We start from the raw sequence: 18,407 nt of genomic DNA on the forward strand, positions 1-18,407 counted from the left end.
GGTTAAATATCCCTGTCGGAAAGCCCTTGGCTGCCCTGTAAAAATGAAGAAATCTCATCTGCGGTAATGTCTCCCATCCGCTTCGTAGGGCTAACCCTCTGATGCTGGTTTCTGCCATAACCCCCAATCAGCCCCGGATCGGTTGGGCCGAAGAGGGTGATGTTAGGGCGATCCAGCGCCGCTGTTAAATGGCTCAGCCCCGTATCAACAGAAACAACAGCCTTCGCACCTGCCAGCTCGGCAGCAACCTGCGCCAGCGCAAGCTTGGGTAATACTTCAACGTGTGAAAAACCTGCGGCTAAACGCTCTGCACGTTGACGTTCATGTTCTGCGCCCCATGGGAGTTTAATATGGATGCCTGAAGGTTGCATTAGTTCAATGAGCTGTCGCCAGTTTGTTTCCGGCCAATGCTTTTCATCGCGAGTTGTGGCATGCAGGAAGATGAAATAAGGCTGTGCAGCCGGCGTCGCGTCATTAAGAAAATGCTGAGCGATGGCATAGTCGCCCTGAGCGGTTGGCTTTGCATAATTCAGGCTTTTGGCGAATAACTCGCGAGTCCTTTCTACCGCGTGCTGCTGTTTAGCGATAGCGTGACGGCGATTGTAAAACAAGCTCGCCAGTGGCTCGCGCGCGCTTTGCCAGTCCATTCCGTGCTTCTCGCCATGCGCCAGACGGGTCACTAGCGCGGCGCTTTTGACCAGCCCTTGCGCGTCGATAATGGCATCGTAGCGTTGGGCCTGCACCGCCTCGCGAAACGCCTTGCGCTCGGCTTTAATGGGGGCTGAAAACCACGCCTTACGCCAGCGGCGTATAGCGACGGGGATCACGCGATCGACCGCTTCATGCCAGGTGGGTATCTGCGCGAAGCCTTCTTCCACTACCCAATCAAAACGAATACCGGGGATGGCTCGCATAGCATCCGTCAGTGACGGCAAGGTATGCAGAACATCGCCCATAGAAGAGGTTTTAACGATCAATACCCGCATCCGTTACCCTTCTTCACTTAATAGCAGGTCGTTCAGTTCATCGAGCACACGCTGCGGCGTAATATCGATAAGGCTCTGGTGATAGCCTTCGGCGGCATCGCCTTTACGCACCCGGTGATAACCGGTTATCAGACGAATGACGCGGGCTTTGTGCGACAGCGGCGGCGTAAAGTCCGGGCTGCTTGGGCCATACAGCGCAACCAGCGGGCGGTTCAACGCGGCGGCGACGTGCATCAGGCCGGAATCGTTCGTGACGACAGCGTTGCACGCAGCCAGCAGGATCACCGCCTGCTCAAGCTGGGTTTCCCCGGCCAGATTGCGGCACCAGGCCTGTTGCTCATTGCTGAGCGTGGCGAGGATCTCGTTGCCTGCTTCGTGGTCTTTCGCCGAGCCGAACAGCACAACCTGATAGCCTTCGTCGATCAACTGCTTTGCCAGCTCGGCGTAGTGATAGTGCGGCCAGCGCTTGGCGGGACCGAACTCTGCGCCAGGGCAAAAGCCAATCATTGGACGCTCCGCGGAGAGATCAAACGCGCGACAGGTTTGCGATTTCTCGCCTTCATGCACCTGCAACTGCGGCCACAGCAATGGCTGTGGGAGATCTTTGGCTGTCCGCATCACACCTTTGTCATAGGCCAGTGCAACGTAGCGCTCAACCATCAGCGGCCAGGCCTCTTTATCCAGCACACGCGCATCGTTCAACAGGCCGTAGCGCATTTCGCCACGCCAGCCCGTACGATGAGGCACACCAGCAAAGAAAGGCACCAGGGCAGACTTAAACGAGTTTGGCAGCACGTAGGCGCGGTCATAACGCTTTTCCCGCAGACTATGGCCTAACTTACGGCGCTCACCGATTTCCAGCGCGCCATGGCCGAGCGGCATCGGGATCGCTTCGTTAACTTCTGGCATGCGCGACAGCAACGGACGGCACCACGCGGGTGCCATCACGTCAATTATCGCCTGGGGATAGCGCGCCTTGAGCGTGCGATAGAGACTTTGCGACATCATCATGTCGCCCACCCAAGACGGGCCGATCACCAGAATCCTCATAGATTGCCTGCCTTATGCGTCGCGGTTCAGCCAGGCCATATATTCCGTCACGCCTTCGGCAACGGTCTTAAATGGCTTGTCATAGCCCGCTGCGCGCAGGTTGGTCAGGTCAGCCTGAGTGAATGCCTGGTAGCGGCCTTTCAGTTTTTCCGGGAAGGGAATGTATTCGAGGCTGCCCTTCTGGTGATACGCCAGTGCAGCATCCGCCACGGCCTGGAAGGATTCCGCGCGGCCAGTCCCCAGGTTGAAGATACCGGACACGCCGTTTTCCATGAACCACAGGTTGACTGCCGCCACGTCGCCCACGTAGACGAAGTCGCGCTTAAAGCCGTCGCTGCCTTCGAACAGTTTTGGGGTTTCACCGTTATTCAACTGAGTGTTGAGATGGAATGCGACGCTCGCCATGCTGCCTTTGTGGCCTTCGCGCGGACCATAAACGTTGAAGTAGCGGAAGCCCACAATCTGAGAATTAGCTTCTGGCAGAATTTGACGGACGTATTCGTCGAACAGGAACTTAGAATAGCCGTACACGTTTAGCGGCTGCTCGTATTCACGGGATTCGATAAAGTCGGAAGTGCGGCCGCCGTAGGTGGCAGCGGAAGAGGCGTACAGGAATGGGATTTCATGTTCCAGGCAATAGTGCAGAACCTCTTTGGAGTACTGATAGTTGTTATCCATCATGTACTTGCCATCCCACTCGGTGGTGGATGAACAGGCACCTTCGTGGAAGATGGCTTCGATGTCGCCGAACTCTTCACCCGCCATAATCTGGATCAGAAAATCTTCTTTATCCATGTAGTCGGCAATGTTCAGGTCTACCAGGTTTGCGAACTTGGTACCGTCTTTCAGGTTGTCAACCACCAGAATGTCGGTGATGCCTTTGTCATTCAGGGCCTTGATAATATTGCTGCCGATAAAGCCTGCGCCGCCGGTAACGATGATCATAACTGTAACCTTTGAAGTGTGGAGTCCAGGGACAATCCCGAACGCTAATAGTCATATCATATCATTAGTATGGCCCCCCTTCAGCCATTCACCGACATGCAGCAGGGGTACACGTGATTTATGCTGCAAAAACGATAACTCATGATGCGTCATCTCGTATCGACGTATACGTTTGGGTAATATGTGCCAAAATTTGCCGAGTCTGGAGAATTGCAATGCGTGGTGATTTTTACAAACAGTTAAACAGCGACCTGGATACCGCTCGTGCGGAAGGGTTGTTCAAAGAAGAACGCATCATCACTTCTGCACAGCAGGCGGATATCACCGTCGCTGATGGCAGCCATGTGATCAACTTTTGCGCGAACAACTATCTGGGTCTTGCGAATCACCCTGAGCTGATTGCCGCTGCCAAAAACGGTATGGACACTCACGGCTTTGGGATGGCCTCCGTGCGCTTTATCTGCGGTACGCAGGATAGCCACAAAGTGCTTGAGAAGAAGCTGGCCGAATTCCTCGGGATGGAAGATGCGATTCTGTACTCCTCCTGCTTTGACGCCAACGGCGGCCTGTTTGAAACGCTGCTCGGCGCAGAAGACGCGATTATCTCCGACGCGCTGAACCACGCTTCCATCATCGACGGCGTACGTCTGTGTAAAGCGAAGCGCTTCCGCTACGCCAATAACGATATGCAGGAGCTGGAAGCCCGCCTGAAAGAAGCACGTGAAGCCGGTGCGCGTCACGTGCTGATCGCCACCGACGGCGTATTCTCGATGGACGGCGTGATCGCCAACCTGAAGGGCGTGTGTGACCTGGCGGATAAATACGATGCGCTGGTGATGGTCGATGACTCTCACGCGGTCGGCTTTGTCGGCGAAAACGGTCGCGGTTCCCACGAATATTGCGACGTGATGGGCCGGGTAGACATCATCACCGGTACGCTGGGCAAAGCGCTAGGCGGCGCGTCCGGCGGCTACACTGCGGCGCGTAAGGAAGTGGTTGAGTGGCTGCGCCAGCGCTCCCGTCCGTATCTTTTCTCTAACTCGCTGGCCCCGGCTATCGTCTCTGCCTCCATTAAAGTGCTGGAGATGGTCGAGTCTGGAGCCGAATTGCGCGACCGCCTGTGGTCCAACGCCCGTCTGTTCCGTGAAAAAATGAGCGCGGCAGGCTTTACGCTGGCGGGTGCCGATCACGCGATTATTCCGGTGATGCTGGGCGACGCGGTAGTGGCGCAAAACTTCGCGCGTGAGCTGCAAAAAGAGGGGATTTACGTCACTGGGTTCTTCTTCCCGGTGGTGCCAAAAGGTCAGGCGCGTATCCGCACCCAGATGTCTGCGGCGCATTCACCTGAACAAATTGAACGTGCGGTTGAAGCCTTTATCCGCATCGGCAAACAACTGGGCGTGATTGCCTAAGGACGTGTGATGAAAGCGTTATCCAAACTGAAAGCCGAAGAAGGGATTTGGATGACCGACGTGCCGGAGCCGGAAGTCGGTCATAACGATCTGCTGATCAAAATTCGTAAAACCGCCATTTGCGGTACCGATGTTCACATCTACAACTGGGACGAGTGGTCGCAAAAAACCATTCCGGTGCCGATGGTAGTCGGTCACGAATACGTGGGCGAAGTCGTTGGTATTGGTCAGGAAGTGAAAGGCTTTAAAATCGGCGATCGCGTTTCTGGCGAAGGCCACATCACCTGCGGTCATTGCCGTAACTGCCGCGGTGGACGCACGCACCTGTGCCGCAATACCGTGGGCGTGGGCGTGAACCGTCCGGGCTGCTTTGCGCAATATTTGGTGATCCCGGCGTTCAACGCCTTCAAGATCCCGGACAATATCTCCGACGATCTGGCCTCCATCTTTGACCCGTTTGGTAACGCGGTTCACACGGCGCTGTCCTTCGACCTGGTCGGGGAAGACGTGCTGGTGTCCGGTGCAGGCCCAATCGGCATTATGGCTGCTGCTGTGGCGAAACACGTTGGCGCGCGTAACGTGGTCATCACCGACGTTAACGAATACCGCCTGTCGCTGGCGCGCAAAATGGGTGTGACTCGCGCGGTAGATGTCTCCAAAGAGAACCTGAACGACGTAATGGCAGAGCTTGGCATGACCGAAGGTTTTGACGTGGGCCTGGAAATGTCCGGTGCGCCGCCAGCGTTCCGTTCAATGCTCGACACCATGAACCACGGCGGTCGTATTGCGATGCTGGGGATTCCGCCGTCGGATATGTCTATCGACTGGAACAAAGTTATCTTTAAAGGTCTGTTCATCAAGGGCATTTATGGCCGTGAGATGTTCGAAACCTGGTACAAGATGGCGGCGCTGATCCAGTCCGGTTTGGATCTGACGCCAATTATCACCCACCACTTTGGGATTGATGATTTCCAGAAAGGCTTCGACGCGATGCGTTCAGGTCAGTCCGGGAAAGTTATTCTGAGCTGGGATTAATCATCAGAAGGGGCCAATGGCCCCTTTTCATCACGCTACCGCGCTTTCCCGGCGAAGCTCTCTCGCGACTTTAGCCGCAATATCTTCGATATCAATTTTGTTATGCCGTTTATCATAAATCAGCTGCTCTGAGTTCTGACCAATAGGTGAGAAAATCGTATTTCCCTCATAGTCTTTATTATGATCCAGCAGCATTGAAAAATAGATGGCAATCAGCTTTTTATCAAAAGCACAGGCTATATGAACGATGGCCGTATCAACAGAAACCACCAGATCGGCTTTTTTAATAAGCGTAATGGCATCCCACAGCGACTTAAATCGACAAACGGTAATGTTCGCGTTATCGAAATGAAGGTCTGCTAATTTCCCGCCCTCGCCAATGATAAAGACTTGAGTATCGGGGGATTGCACGATCTCAGTAGCCAGCGTGTGTAACTGAGGTATCGACAGGCTGCGTTCCGCTACGCTTGCAAACGGATTTAACACCACGATCCTTTTGCCCGCATGAGGCTCCAGATAACTATCAATAAAGCGCTCGTGCTCGGGTAGTGCGGGCAGGGAGTAGCAAAGACGCTCTGGCGTGACGTTCAACGCGCTAAGGATGTTTTTTTGCGGATGGGTAATGTGGAATTCGGAATTGATGGGCAGCATCATGTTAAAAGGTTTAGCCAGCCAGCCTCCAAATCCGATGGCATATTTATAATTAATTTTACGCAGAAGTTGGGTAGTGAACAGTTCCTTTCTTTTCATCCACGAGTAATGGCTAATCACTAAATCCGTCTCGATGGGCTTCATGGCATCGATATTTTTTACATCGGCAATATAAACTTCATCGATGTCGGCCATTTTTTCAAAGAGATCGCGATTTCGTTCCTCTGCGACGATCTGTATTGTATAACCGGCCTGCTTGAGGGCATGCCAGGTACCCGTGTGGCATACCGCATCACCAATTCCAAGATCGACGAAAGGAAAAAGAATGCGCTTAATGTTGGAGGTATCGATTTTTTCACGACGCTTATCCTGCAACTGTCGCGATAATGAAAGCAGCTTTATTCGTCTTTTTAATTCTTTGGTCTTATGGTTTCGCTGCCTGTTAATTTCCTTCAGATAACCCACTAATTTCTTCATGATAATACTAAACCAAATTAACTATTAAATTATGGTTAGTATAATCTTAACATTCACGAAAAGGAATGACTGCGGTTAAAGTGTAGCCGCTGAATGGTTTATTTTCTTATTTTACAATTAATTAGATGTGGTTTGCGTTGCGGTTTACCCGGTCGCGCGTCCGCCGGGTAAGCCGTTTAGGATGTAAGATTTAAAAAGCAAAAAAGAGCATGAATTTAAGCGGGATAATAACAATAGCCCGTTGCTACCGCGCATACGGGCTTTCTTGTCGCAGAGTGATTAGGCCTTATTACCCCAGCCCTGCCATTGGTGTTGCATATATTTCACCAGTGAACTTTGACTCACGCTTTCGCCTATCACCGAGAAGAATCGGGTGGCATACACCGGTTCCAGCGGCTGCTGCGGTTTGCAAATGGTTACGCCACGGAACGGATTACGCGGTGGCGTGGCAGGCGGTGTGGTATTTGGCCGCGACGTATCCACCTGCGGTTCGTTTAGCAGATCGCTCGGGCGTACCAGCGTGATATCCGACGGAAGCGTTGGCAGCATTTGCTGCAATACGCGCACCGTTGAAGGGTGAGGGTGACCAATCGCAATCGCCGAACCGTTGCGACGCGCCAGCTGCACGGCGCGATTAAACTGGACGCGAATATCCGCCTCGTTCTGCGTGTCGTCCAGGAAGACTTTACGCTTAATCACCTTCACACCGGTTCCCTGCGCGGCTCGCATCGCCTGGCTGTTGCCGATAGTCATACTGTCCAGGAAGTAAAGATTGTAGCGTTCAAGCGCCTGCATCACCTTTTGCATCCCGAACAGGCTGGACGTCATGGCGCTGCCCATATGGTTGTTCAGCCCTACCGCAAACGGCACTTTGCCGTAGGCATCGCGAATAATACGCTCGATCTCGTCGCTGCTCATCTCTGGACGTAAGGTGTCTTTTTCCAGAGGTTGTTTACTGAGTGGGGCCATCGGCAGGTGGATCAGCACTTCGTGCCCGCTGTTGTGGGCTTTGGTCGCCATTTCATGGGCGTGGGGAGCATTGGGCAAAACGGCGACGGAGACGGCAGAAGGCATCGCCAGCACCTGATTCTCATTGTGCGGCCGATAGCCAAAGTCATCAATCACGATGGCAAGTTTGCCTGCGTAAACCGGTGAAGCCAGCGCCAGTGCGCTGACGATGGATAAAACAAGACGACGAAATTGAAGCAAAACTTATCTTCCCAACCACGGCTGTGGATTGACCGCCTGACCCTGGCGACGAATTTCGAAATAGAGTGACGGGCGGCCCTGACCGCCACTGCTGCCCACAAGGGCGATGGGTTGTCCTGCACGGACCTGCGTACCGACGCTGACTAGCGCGCTCTGGTTATAGCCGTAAAGACTCATATCGCCTTTACCATGTTCGACCACCACAACCAGCCCGTATCCCTGCAACCAGTCGGCAAGGATCACGCGGCCATCGGCGATGGCTTTCACTTCGCTACCTTCAGACGCGCCGATAACGATGCCTTTCCAACGTAGCTCACCCTGCAACTGTTCGCCATAGCGATGAAGAATTGAGCCTCGAACCGGCCAGAAGGCTTGTCCACGCGGCGCGCCCAGACCCCCGGTGCGCGAAATAAGCGAGCGCTCGGTTTCTGTTGGTTTATAGGTCGTCCCTTTACGGGAGGCTTCCTGCTGACGATCTTTTACGGCCTGCGCTTCGCGCGCCTCTTTTTCGGCACGCGCCTTGGCTGCCGCTTCGGCACGAGCAATGCTGTTACGCAGTTTGGATTCGTTAGCGCGCATTTCACCCAGCTGCGCCTGGCCTTCCTGAATCGAGGATTCCAGGCCAGAAAGCGTCTTCTTACGCTCGTTCCGGGCCTGTTCCAGCTTCGCCTGCTGCGCCTGCTGATCGTAAAGCAAGGTTTGCTGCTGGCTTTGCTTCTCTTCAAGCTCGGCTTTCTGCGTGTTGACCTCTTCGCGCGTTTGCTTAAGCTGCGCGATAGTCTCCTGGCGAGCTTGGTTCAAATAGCCAAAATATGCCTGCAAACGCTGGCCGCGCTGGCTTTCTTCACCACTGAGGATGAGCTGAATACCGGTATGCTCACCCTGGCGGAATGCCGCATCAAGCTGGGCCGCAAGATTACGTTCCTGAGCCGCTCTCTGACGTTCAAGTTTGGCAATCGATGCGTTCATCTCATCGATCTGCTTATTGAGCTGGGCGAGGGTATTTTGGGTTTCACGAAGTTTTCGCGTGGCAGCGGAGATTGCCTCTTCCTGCTGCTTTAGCTGGGCAAGCAGTGAGGAACGCTGCTGTTGTTGCTGGCGTACCGCACGCTCTTTGGCGGCGATATCAGCCTGAATAGATTTGAGCTGATCGCGGTCATCCGCGTGAGCGGATGCGGCGCACAACAATACGCCAGCGCTAAGCGCGCTGGCGTAAAGCAAAGGCCTGACTGATAACCGTAACGGCTTCACGACCCATGTGATTGAAAAAATCGCCTTTCCCCTCATGGGGAAGGATTATTCCACGATGAACAGCGGCTTGCCAGTCATCTCTTCCGGGATTTCCATACCCATCAGCGTCAGCATGGTTGGCGCGATGTCGGAAAGCTTGCCGCCTTCCACTGCTTTCAGAGATTTCTCACCCACATAAATCAGCGGTACTGGCAGGTTAGTGTGCGCCGTATGGGCCTGACCGGTAGACGGATCGCGCATCTGCTCAGCGTTACCGTGATCGGCGGTGATTAACAACTGTCCGCCCACGGATTCAACCGCTTTAGTCACCTGCGCAACGCAGTGGTCCAGGGTTTCAACCGCTTTTACTGCCGCTTCCATCACGCCGGTATGACCTACCATATCGCCGTTCGGATAGTTACAAATGATGGTGTCGTACTTGCCGCTTTCAATCGCCGTCACCAGTTTTTCGGTCAGCTCAGCGGAGCTCATTTCTGGCTGCAGATCGTAGGTCGCCACTTTCGGAGAGTTAATCAGAATGCGATCTTCGCCTTTAAACGGATCTTCAACGCCGCCATTAAAGAAGAAGGTGACGTGGGCGTATTTCTCAGTTTCAGAGATGCGAAGCTGAGTTTTGTCATTCTTCGCCATCCACTCGCCGAAGGTATTCGCCAGCGATGCTGGTGGATAGGCGCAAGGCACTTTGATGTCAGCGGCGTATTCGGTCAGCATGATGAAGTCGAGGTTCACGACTTTCTTACGGGCGAAACCGTCAAAATCGGCATTCACGAATGCACGAGTGATTTCGCGCGCGCGGTCGGCACGGAAGTTCATGAAAATCAGCGCATCGCCGTCTTCCATAGCGGCATCTGCCTGGCCTTCAGCACGGATCACGGTGGCTTTTACAAACTCATCGTTTTCTTCACGCGCGTAAGCGGCTTCCAGACCGGCAACGGCGGTATCAAACTGGAATTCACCTTTCGCCAGCGTCATCAGGTCATAGGCTTGTTCAACACGATCCCAACGATTATCACGGTCCATCGCATAGTAACGACCAATGATGGACGCTACGCGGCCTTTACCCAACTCGGCAAATTTCTCTTCAAAGGTTTGCAGTGAAGATTTTGCGCTGCGCGGCGGCGTGTCGCGACCGTCCAGGAATGCGTGCAGGTAGATTTTTTCTGCGCCGCGCTCTGCGGCCATTTCTACCATCGCCAGAATATGATCTTCATGGCTATGAACGCCGCCCGCGGAGAGCAGGCCCATGATGTGAACGGCTTTACCTGCGCTAACGGCTTTATCTACGGCACCGCTCAGCGTTGGGTTAGAGAAGAAAGTACGTTCTTTAATTTCAACATCCAGACGGGTCAGGTCCTGATACACGATACGGCCCGCACCCAGGTTGACGTGGCCCACTTCAGAGTTACCCATCTGACGGTCCGGCAGACCCACTTCCAGGCCAGAAGCATCAATCAGCGTATGCGGGCGTTGTGCCCACAGTGCATCCATGACCGGCGTTTTTGCGTTGAAAATGGCGTTATCCTGGCTGTCTTCGCGATAGCCATAACCATCCAGAATCACCAGTACCATAGGTTTTTTAGAAACCGACATTGCGACATCCTCATGCTCAATAGACAAAAGTTTTGTGTAATTTTACTACAGCTGAATCGATAAAGTAGCCTCGGAAGATCAAAGAAAACGCCCGGACAAGCAACGATGAAGGCTATTTTGAGTCATTTTTTTCGTGGCATGCCGCAGAAAATGGATTAGCTTATTCTCGCTGGCTGTATTTGCCACAACGCACAGGTATACTCCTGTCCTGGTTTTTTTAATCACTACGTCGGGAGTTGTTACCCCCCATGCAAGAAATTATGCAATTTGTTAGCCGCCATCCGGTACTGAGTATCGCGTGGATTGGTTTACTGGCCGCTGTGCTGTTCACTACGTTTAAAGGCCTTACGTCTAAGATTAAGGTTATCACTCGTGGTGAAGCAACGCGTCTGATTAATAAAGAAGAGGCTGTCGTTGTCGATCTGCGCCAGCGCGATGATTTCCGTAAAGGTCATATCGCAGGCTCTATCAACCTGTTGCCTGCCGAAATCAAAGCAAACAACCTTGGCGAACTGGACAAGCATAAAGACAAACCGATTATCGTCGTCGACGGTACCGGCATGCAGGCTCAGGATCCCGCGAGCGCGTTGACGAAAGCGGGCTTCGAGAAAGTCTGTGTTTTGAAAGACGGTGTCTCTGGCTGGAGCGGCGAGAACCTGCCTTTAGTTCGCGGTAAATAAGAGGAATAACGTCATGGCCAATATCGAAATCTACACCAAAGCGACCTGCCCGTTCTGCCATCGCGCGAAAGCACTGCTGAGCAGCAAAGGCGTGACCTTCCAGGAATTGCCTATTGATGGCGACGCGGCGAAACGTGAAGAGATGATCAAACGTAGTGGCCGTACGACGGTTCCGCAGATTTTTATTGATGCGCAGCACATTGGCGGCTGTGATGACTTGTATGCGCTTGATGCACGTGGCGGGCTTGATCCCCTGCTGTAATAGCGTTTTAGGACAATTAAAAAGGGTATTTCCATGTCAGAACAAAACAACAACGAAATGAGCTTCCAGATCCAGCGCATCTACACCAAAGATGTCTCTTTCGAAGCGCCAAATGCACCACAAGTTTTCCAGAAAGATTGGCAGCCAGAGGTTAAACTTGATCTTGATACTGCGTCTACCCAACTGGCAGACGACGTGTACGAAGTGGTACTGCGTGTGACCGTTACCGCTTCTCTGGGCGAAGAAACTGCATTCCTGTGCGAAGTTCAGCAGGGTGGTATCTTCTCCGTTGGCGGTATCGAAGGTAATCAACTGGCGCATTGCCTGGGTGCATACTGCCCGAACATTCTGTTCCCGTATGCTCGCGAATGCATCACCAGCCTGGTATCTCGCGGTACCTTCCCGCAGCTGAACCTTGCGCCAGTGAATTTTGATGCGCTGTTCATGAACTATCTGCAGCAGCAAGCTGGCGAAGGTACTGAAGAACATCAGGATGCCTGATGAGTACAGTTAATGCGTCAATGACTGTGATCGGTGCCGGTTCTTACGGCACCGCTCTTGCTATCACGCTGGCCAGAAATGGTCACGATGTGGTGCTTTGGGGCCACGACCCTAAACATATCGCGACGCTGCAAGCCGATCGCTGCAACGTTGCGTTTCTCCCGGATGTGCCTTTCCCTGATACCCTGCTCCTCGAAAGCGATCTTGCGACAGCGCTGGCCGCTAGCCGCAATATCCTGGTGGTGGTGCCAAGCCATGTATTTGGTCAGGTGTTGCATCAGATCAAACCGCTGATGCGTGCCGATGCGCGTATCGTATGGGCGACGAAGGGGCTGGAAGCCGAAACCGGACGTTTGCTACAGGATGTTGCCCGCGAAGTGCTGGGCGATGACATCCCGTTGGCGGTTATCTCCGGGCCGACGTTTGCCAAAGAGCTGGCTGCGGGTCTGCCGACGGCAATCTCCCTGGCCTCAACCGATCCGACTTTCTCCGACGATCTCCAGCACCTGCTGCACTGCGGTAAAAGCTTCCGTGTTTACAGCAATCCTGATTTCATCGGCGTACAACTGGGCGGCGCGGTGAAGAACGTTATCGCCATTGGTGCGGGTATGTCCGACGGTATCGGTTTTGGTGCGAATGCGCGTACGGCGCTGATTACGCGTGGCTTGACCGAAATGTCGCGTCTGGGTGCCGCGCTGGGTGCCGATCCGACCACCTTTATGGGGATGGCGGGTTTAGGCGATCTGGTGCTCACCTGTACCGACAACCAGTCTCGTAACCGCCGCTTTGGCATGATGCTTGGACAAGGCATGGATGTGATTGGCGCGCAGGAAAAGATTGGTCAGGTGGTTGAAGGCTACCGCAATACCAAGGAAGTTCGGGAATTGGCGCACCGTTTTGGTGTCGAAATGCCAATAACCGAGGAAATTTATCAGGTATTGTATTGCGGAAAAAATGCGCGCGAGGCAGCATTGACCTTATTAGGTCGTGAGCGCAAGGACGAGCGCAGCAGTAACTAACCATCTGTATGACCCAGCTGGCGAAGAACTGGCTGGTCATTATTACATCGTCTGGAGTCAGCAATGCCGTGTGAAGAACTGGATATCGTCTGGAACAATATAAAAGCGGAAGCTCGTGCTTTGGCTGACTGCGAGCCAATGCTGGCCAGTTTTTACCACGCGACGTTACTCAAGCATGAAGATCTCGGCAGTGCCCTGAGCTATATGCTTGCCAATAAGCTGGCTTCCTCGATCATGCCCGCCATTGCGATTCGTGAAGTGGTGGAAGAGGCCTATGCCGCAGACCCGGAAATGATTGCCTCCGCAGCTTGTGATATCCAGGCTGTGCGCACGCGTGACCCGGCGGTGGACAAATACTCCACGCCGCTGCTGTATCTGAAAGGCTTCCACGCCTTACAGGCCTACCGTATCGGCCACTGGCTATGGAACGAAGGCCGCCGCGCGCTGGCTATCTTCCTGCAAAATCAGGTTTCCGTGACCTTCCAGGTGGATATTCACCCGGCAGCGAAGATTGGCCGCGGGATCATGCTCGACCACGCTACCGGCATTGTCGTCGGTGAAACCGCTGTTATCGAAGATGACGTGTCGATTTTGCAGTCCGTGACACTTGGCGGTACCGGCAAGACCAGCGGCGATCGCCACCCTAAAATTCGTGAAGGGGTGATGATTGGTGCAGGTGCAAAAATTCTCGGTAATATCGAAGTAGGACGCGGCGCGAAGATCGGCGCGGGTTCAGTTGTGTTACAACCCGTTCCACCGCACACCACCGCTGCTGGCGTACCGGCACGAATCGTTGGCAAGCCAGAGAGCGATAAGCCCGCGATGGATATGGATCAGCATTTCAACGGCATTCACCATACCTTTGAGTATGGCGACGGTATCTAGCTTCTGAGCAGGGCGCCGGCATACCCTAGCTGGCGCCAGGCTTCATACACCACCACCGACACCGCGTTCGATAAGTTCATGCTGCGGCTGTCCGGCATCATCGGAATACGGATTTTTTGCTCGGCGGGCAGGGCATCCAGAATGGTCGCTGGCAGGCCGCGCGTTTCTGGACCAAACATCAGATAATCCCGTTCCTGATAGCTTACTGCGCTGTGCGCTGGCGTACCTTTGGTCGTCAGGGCAAACATGCGCTGAGGGTTTTCCGCTGCCATAAAGGCTGCGTAATCGTGATGGCGAACCACAGCGGTAAACTCATGATAATCAAGCCCCGCGCGGCGCAGACGTTTGTCATCCCACGCAAAACCCATCGGCTCAATAATATGCAGACGAAAACCGGTGTTGGCGCACAGGCGGATAATATTGCCGGTATTGGGTGGGATTTCTGGTTCAAATAAGACGATGTTAAGCATGCTGCCCCCTTAAAAAACGGGGGCAGCATACCATTCCCTGTCACCGAAGGGGAGAGCGGCTAAGCCGCATCCCCCTGCGTCAACGGTGCCAGCGCCGCAGGGATTTTACTTAATTCCTGCACCAGCGAATCCTTGCTGATGTCACCGATCGTTTTCGCGCCGGTCAACGTCATCGCGACCTTCATCTCTTTCTCGATCAGGTTTAGCAGATTCGCCACGCCCGCCTGGCCGTGCGTCGCCAGCGCGTAAAGGTACGCACGCCCCAGCAGTACAGTGTCTGCGCCGAGCGCAATCATGCGCACCACGTCCAGTCCGTTGCGAATGCCGCTGTCGGCCAGAATCGCGATATCGCCTTTCACCGCATCGGCTATCGCTGGCAGGGCGCGTGCAGAAGAGAGCACCCCGTCCAACTGACGACCGCCGTGATTCGACACCACAATCCCATCCGCACCAAAGCGCACCGCGTCGCGCGCGTCTTCCGCATCGAGGATCCCCTTGATCACCATCGGGCCATCCCAAAATTCGCGGATCCACTCCAGGTCTTTCCAGGAAATAGACGGGTCGAAGTTGTTGGCCAGCCAGCCGATGTAATCCTCAAGCCCGGTCGGTTTGCCGAGGTAAGCCGAGATATTGCCGAGGTCGTGCGGGCGACCGTTCACGCCAACATCCCAGGCCCACTGCGGGTGCGTGACCGCCTGCCAGTAACGACGCATCGCCGCATTGGCTCCGCTCATGCCAGAGTGCGCATCACGATAGCGCGCGCCCGGCGTCGGCATGTCGACGGTAAACACCAGCGTTGAACAGCCCGCCGCTTTAGCGCGCTCCAGCGCGTTACGCATAAAGCCGCGATCGCGCAGCACGTACAGCTGGAACCACATCGGGCGCTTAATGGTGGGCGCAACTTCTTCAATCGGACAGACGGAAACGGTTGAAAGCGTAAACGGGATCCCTTTTGCATCCGCTGCTGCTGCCGCCTGAACCTCACCACGGCGCGCGTACATCCCGCACAGCCCCACGGGCGCAAGTGCCACAGGCATAGAAAGCGTTTCGTTGAACAGCTTTGTCTCAAGACTCAGGTCAGACATATTCTTCAGCACGCGCTGGCGCAGGGCCACCTGGGATAAATCTTCCACGTTACGGCGCAGTGTGTATTCGGAATAGGCTCCGCCATCGATGTAGTGGAATAAAAACGGCGGCAGGATGCGCTGCGCTGCGGCGCGATAATCACTGGCTGCGGAAATAATCATGCGTTGTTCTCCCTGGAATTATCATGATCGCCGGGCAGGCGGGTAATGCGCGCCTGTCGGGCCTGATCTTCATCGAATCGTTTAATGGTGGTATGGACGAAGCCCAGATGCGCCATCATGGCTTTGCGCGCGGCCTCGGCGTCACCCGTCAGAATGGCGTTGAGCACCGCTTCATGCTGCTCGGTCAACTGCGCGAAGACCGGCGGCACCAGATACATACGCTGGCGGCTCTGCTTCACGGAGGATTGCAGCAGGTCGAAAAAGCCGCGCATGGTTTGCAGCAGCACCACGTTATGCGAAGCCTCGGCAATCGCCAGGTGAAAACGCACGTCGGCCTGCGAGGCGATATCCGGATCGCGGCTTTGGGTCGCTTCAAAACAGGCTTTGAGCTTCTCTTTGTCAGCATCCGTTGCGCGCATCGCTGCGTGCCAGGCGGTGCTTGTCTCAATGGCGTGACGCGCTTCGAGGATGTCGAAACTGTAGTCCGGATCGTTCTCCATCAGCGTTTTCAGCGGTTGCACGATGTTTTGCTCGGACCAGTCGTCGTGCTGCCAGCGTACAAAAGTCCCGCCGCCGCGACGGCTCAACAGCACACCTTCGCTGATTAGCGTCGCCAGCGCTTCGCGCAACGAGTTACGCGACACGCCAAGCTGGGCCGCAAGCTGGCGTTCGGCGGGCAATTTCATGCCCGCTTCCAGCTGTTGTTCTTCAATCAGCGCCCGCACGCGAGAGGCAATCTCGTCGGACAGGCGTCTGGGCATCACTATCATGGAATCATCCAGGTTAAGACGTAGGCCTGAAGGGTGGTGATCACGCCCACCATGCAGGTGAATATCAGGCTGTGTTTGACGGTAAAGCGGAACAAATCCGACTCTTTACCCACCAGCCCTACCGCCGCACAGGCTATGGCGATCGACTGCGGAGAAATCATCTTGCCCGTCACGCCACCGGTCGTATTAGCGGCCACCAGCAGCACGTCCGAGACGCCAATCTGCTGGGCGGCTGTTGCCTGCAACGCGGCAAACAACGCGTTTGAGGACGTATCCGATCCGGTCAGGAAGACTCCCAGCCAGCCAAGGAATGGCGAGAAGAAGGTAAACGCGTGACCGGTATGCGCCAGCGCTAACGCCAGCGTCGATGACAGACCGGAATAGTTGGAGATAAACGCAAACGCCAACACCATTCCGATGGAGTAAATCGGCAGCGCCAGTTCCTTCAGCGTGCTGGCAAAGGTCTGTATCGCAGCGGCGGGTTTCATGCGCAGCCATACGATGGAAAGGATAGCTGCAAACAGGATTGCCGTGCCGGTGGCGGAGAACCAGTCGAACTTATAGACCGCTGCATACGGCGTGGCGTCGTGAACGACCGGCGGCATTCGCGCGACCATTTTGTCGAGGAACGGTACGGAGATATTGATAACCATGTCGTACAGCGCGCCGCCTGGGGCGAATAGCGCTTTAAACGGCGGCACGCTCCACAGCGTCACCGTGGCGGTCAGGAACAGGAACGGTGACCAGGCGCGGACAATCTGTCCGGCGGTGTATTTTGTGCGGGCCAGGGTCTGATCGACCTGCGACGCGCCCATATCGCCAAAGCGGAAGGTCCGCACCGGCTGCCAGCGTCGAAGGAACAGCGTCAGGCACACTAGCGACACCAGCGAAGAGATAATGTCCGGCAGTTCTGGCCCGATAAAGTTTGAGCTCAGGAACTGGGCGATGGCAAACGAGCCACCCGCGACCATCACCGCAGGCCAGGTTTCTTTTACGCCGCGCCAGCCGTCCATGATCGCCATAATCCAGAACAGCACGATAATGGTCAGGAACGGCAACTGACGACCAACCATCTGGCCTATCTCAAAGCTATCCAACCCCGTCACCTGTCCGGCCACCAGAATCGGAATACCCATCGCGCCAAACGCTACCGGCGCGGTGTTGACGATCAGACACAAGCCTGCGGCGTACAGCGGGTTAAAGCCCAGCCCGACCAGCAGCGCGGCAGTGATTGCTACTGGTGCGCCGAATCCCGCCGCCCCTTCAAGAAACGCCCCGAAGCAGAAGCCAACAATGAGCATTTGCAGGCGTTGGTCCGGCGTGATCGAAAGAATCGACGAGCGGATAATGTCGAACTGCCCGGTTTTGACCGAGATTTTGTAGACAAATACCGCCGCTATGATTATCCAGGCAATCGGCCACAGACCATAGAAGAAGCCATACACCACGGCAGCCAGCGCGCGATCGACCGGCATTTTGTAGAAGAACAGCGCCACCATCAGCGCGATGGCGACGGTCCAGGTGGCGGCGAGATAGCCCTTCAGCTTGAGCTTAATCAGTGCAAAGAAGAAGAACAGAATCGGTAGCGATGCGATCAGGCTCGACAGCCAGATATTTCCGGCCGGATCGTAATTTTGTTGCCAGAGGCTCATTGCAGGTCTCCCGAGGACCATACGTCCGTGTCGCGGTGAGTCTGTGCTCATCTCAGCGTCACATGCCGTGTAAAAGTGGTCCTGCCAATAGTGTGATGTAGGGTTAATGACAATGAATAGTTAATCAAATGTTATGGTTGGGCAATGAGTTTGTGAGCGGAGATTATGGAAATGTGAACAAGGGGCAGGTAAGCAGGAGGATTGGTTGGGCCAATTTTAAGAGGGGAGTGTTAGATTTTCCCCCTCCTCAGAGGGGCGAGGGGACTGGCCGGTGCTGTTTTTTTCTCCCTCGCCCTTTTGGGGGAGGGCGGGGAG

At 54.8% G+C, this 18,407-nt stretch carries 18 protein-coding genes; 7 read left to right on the plus strand and 11 right to left on the minus strand.

The window, feature by feature from the left end; genetic code table 11:
* Window positions 1-2 precede the first annotated feature (2 nt).
* Genes rfaC through rfaD form a run of 3 tightly spaced genes read right to left on the minus strand, consistent with a single transcriptional unit; the run spans window position 3 to window position 2,981 of the window.
* Window positions 3-986 (minus strand): lipopolysaccharide heptosyltransferase RfaC, encoded by a 984-nt coding sequence (gene rfaC / locus AC6EMZ_RS19105; protein ID WP_498404333.1) that lies wholly within the window; start codon window positions 984-986, stop codon window positions 3-5.
* A gap of 3 nt (window positions 987-989) precedes the next feature.
* Window positions 990-2,036: an ADP-heptose--LPS heptosyltransferase RfaF gene (gene rfaF / locus AC6EMZ_RS19110; RefSeq protein ID WP_498404334.1), complete on the minus strand. Its 1,047-nt coding sequence runs from the start codon at window positions 2,034-2,036 to the stop codon at window positions 990-992.
* Between the two features lie 12 nt (window positions 2,037-2,048).
* Complete coding sequence (gene rfaD / locus AC6EMZ_RS19115) at window positions 2,049-2,981, minus strand: ADP-glyceromanno-heptose 6-epimerase (protein WP_498404335.1); 933 nt, start codon at window positions 2,979-2,981, stop codon at window positions 2,049-2,051.
* A gap of 215 nt (window positions 2,982-3,196) precedes the next feature.
* On the opposite strand from rfaD, the gene kbl reads away from it, so the two are divergent.
* Window positions 3,197-4,393, plus strand: a complete 1,197-nt coding sequence (gene kbl / locus AC6EMZ_RS19120) for a glycine C-acetyltransferase (RefSeq protein ID WP_498404336.1) — start codon at window positions 3,197-3,199, stop codon at window positions 4,391-4,393.
* A 9-nt stretch (window positions 4,394-4,402) separates the two neighbouring features.
* Window positions 4,403-5,428, plus strand: coding sequence for an L-threonine 3-dehydrogenase (gene tdh / locus AC6EMZ_RS19125; RefSeq protein ID WP_498404337.1), 1,026 nt, complete (start codon window positions 4,403-4,405; stop codon window positions 5,426-5,428).
* A 30-nt stretch (window positions 5,429-5,458) separates the two neighbouring features.
* Here tdh and AC6EMZ_RS19130 read toward each other — a convergent pair whose 3' ends face one another.
* From AC6EMZ_RS19130 to gpmM, 4 genes are all read right to left on the minus strand, one after another.
* Window positions 5,459-6,556 (minus strand): glycosyltransferase family 9 protein, encoded by a 1,098-nt coding sequence (locus tag AC6EMZ_RS19130; protein ID WP_498404338.1) that lies wholly within the window; start codon window positions 6,554-6,556, stop codon window positions 5,459-5,461.
* A gap of 279 nt (window positions 6,557-6,835) precedes the next feature.
* Window positions 6,836-7,765: a divergent polysaccharide deacetylase family protein gene (locus tag AC6EMZ_RS19135; protein WP_498404339.1), complete on the minus strand. Its 930-nt coding sequence runs from the start codon at window positions 7,763-7,765 to the stop codon at window positions 6,836-6,838.
* Window positions 7,766-7,768: 3 nt separating this feature from the next.
* Window positions 7,769-9,028 carry a murein hydrolase activator EnvC gene (envC, locus tag AC6EMZ_RS19140; protein ID WP_498404356.1) on the minus strand — a complete coding sequence of 420 codons (1,260 nt, stop codon included), beginning with the start codon at window positions 9,026-9,028 and terminating at the stop codon, window positions 7,769-7,771.
* A 33-nt stretch (window positions 9,029-9,061) separates the two neighbouring features.
* Window positions 9,062-10,606, minus strand: coding sequence for a 2,3-bisphosphoglycerate-independent phosphoglycerate mutase (gene gpmM / locus AC6EMZ_RS19145; protein WP_498404340.1), 1,545 nt, complete (start codon window positions 10,604-10,606; stop codon window positions 9,062-9,064).
* A gap of 248 nt (window positions 10,607-10,854) precedes the next feature.
* Here gpmM and AC6EMZ_RS19150 point away from each other — a divergent pair, with 248 nt between their 5' ends.
* The 5 genes from AC6EMZ_RS19150 to cysE all read left to right on the plus strand — a co-directional run bounded on the left by AC6EMZ_RS19150 (window position 10,855) and on the right by cysE (window position 13,953).
* Window positions 10,855-11,286: a rhodanese-like domain-containing protein gene (locus AC6EMZ_RS19150; protein WP_498404341.1), complete on the plus strand. Its 432-nt coding sequence runs from the start codon at window positions 10,855-10,857 to the stop codon at window positions 11,284-11,286.
* Window positions 11,287-11,299: 13 nt separating this feature from the next.
* The gene (gene grxC / locus AC6EMZ_RS19155; protein WP_498404342.1) at window positions 11,300-11,548 is read left to right on the plus strand and encodes a glutaredoxin 3; all 249 of its coding nucleotides are present in this window, start codon (window positions 11,300-11,302) and stop codon (window positions 11,546-11,548) included.
* Between the two features lie 33 nt (window positions 11,549-11,581).
* Window positions 11,582-12,049, plus strand: a complete 468-nt coding sequence (gene secB, locus AC6EMZ_RS19160) for a protein-export chaperone SecB (RefSeq protein WP_498404343.1) — start codon at window positions 11,582-11,584, stop codon at window positions 12,047-12,049.
* A complete protein-coding gene (gpsA, locus tag AC6EMZ_RS19165) occupies window positions 12,049-13,068 on the plus strand; it encodes an NAD(P)H-dependent glycerol-3-phosphate dehydrogenase (RefSeq protein ID WP_498404344.1) in 1,020 nt (339 codons plus the stop codon). Before secB ends, gpsA begins: the two co-directional genes overlap by 1 nt.
* Window positions 13,069-13,131: 63 nt before the next feature.
* A complete protein-coding gene (cysE, locus tag AC6EMZ_RS19170) occupies window positions 13,132-13,953 on the plus strand; it encodes a serine O-acetyltransferase (RefSeq protein WP_011915394.1) in 822 nt (273 codons plus the stop codon).
* Here the strand turns inward: cysE and trmL are convergent.
* Genes trmL through lldP form a run of 4 tightly spaced genes read right to left on the minus strand, consistent with a single transcriptional unit; the run spans window position 13,950 to window position 18,092 of the window.
* Window positions 13,950-14,423, minus strand: coding sequence for a tRNA (uridine(34)/cytosine(34)/5-carboxymethylaminomethyluridine(34)-2'-O)-methyltransferase TrmL (trmL, locus tag AC6EMZ_RS19175; RefSeq protein ID WP_498404345.1), 474 nt, complete (start codon window positions 14,421-14,423; stop codon window positions 13,950-13,952). The genes cysE and trmL overlap by 4 nt on opposite strands.
* 59 nt (window positions 14,424-14,482) lie before the next feature.
* Entirely contained in the window at window positions 14,483-15,670 is a 1,188-nt protein-coding gene (lldD, locus tag AC6EMZ_RS19180) for an FMN-dependent L-lactate dehydrogenase LldD (protein ID WP_498404346.1), read from the minus strand.
* Window positions 15,667-16,440, minus strand: a complete 774-nt coding sequence (gene lldR / locus AC6EMZ_RS19185) for a transcriptional regulator LldR (RefSeq protein ID WP_498404347.1) — start codon at window positions 16,438-16,440, stop codon at window positions 15,667-15,669. Before lldR ends, lldD begins: the two co-directional genes overlap by 4 nt.
* Complete coding sequence (gene lldP, locus AC6EMZ_RS19190; protein ID WP_498404348.1) at window positions 16,437-18,092, minus strand: L-lactate permease; 1,656 nt, start codon at window positions 18,090-18,092, stop codon at window positions 16,437-16,439. The genes lldR and lldP overlap by 4 nt, the downstream gene beginning before the upstream one ends.
* Window positions 18,093-18,407 lie beyond the last annotated feature (315 nt).

Source organism: Enterobacter sp. SCRI0065, assembly GCF_059766475.1.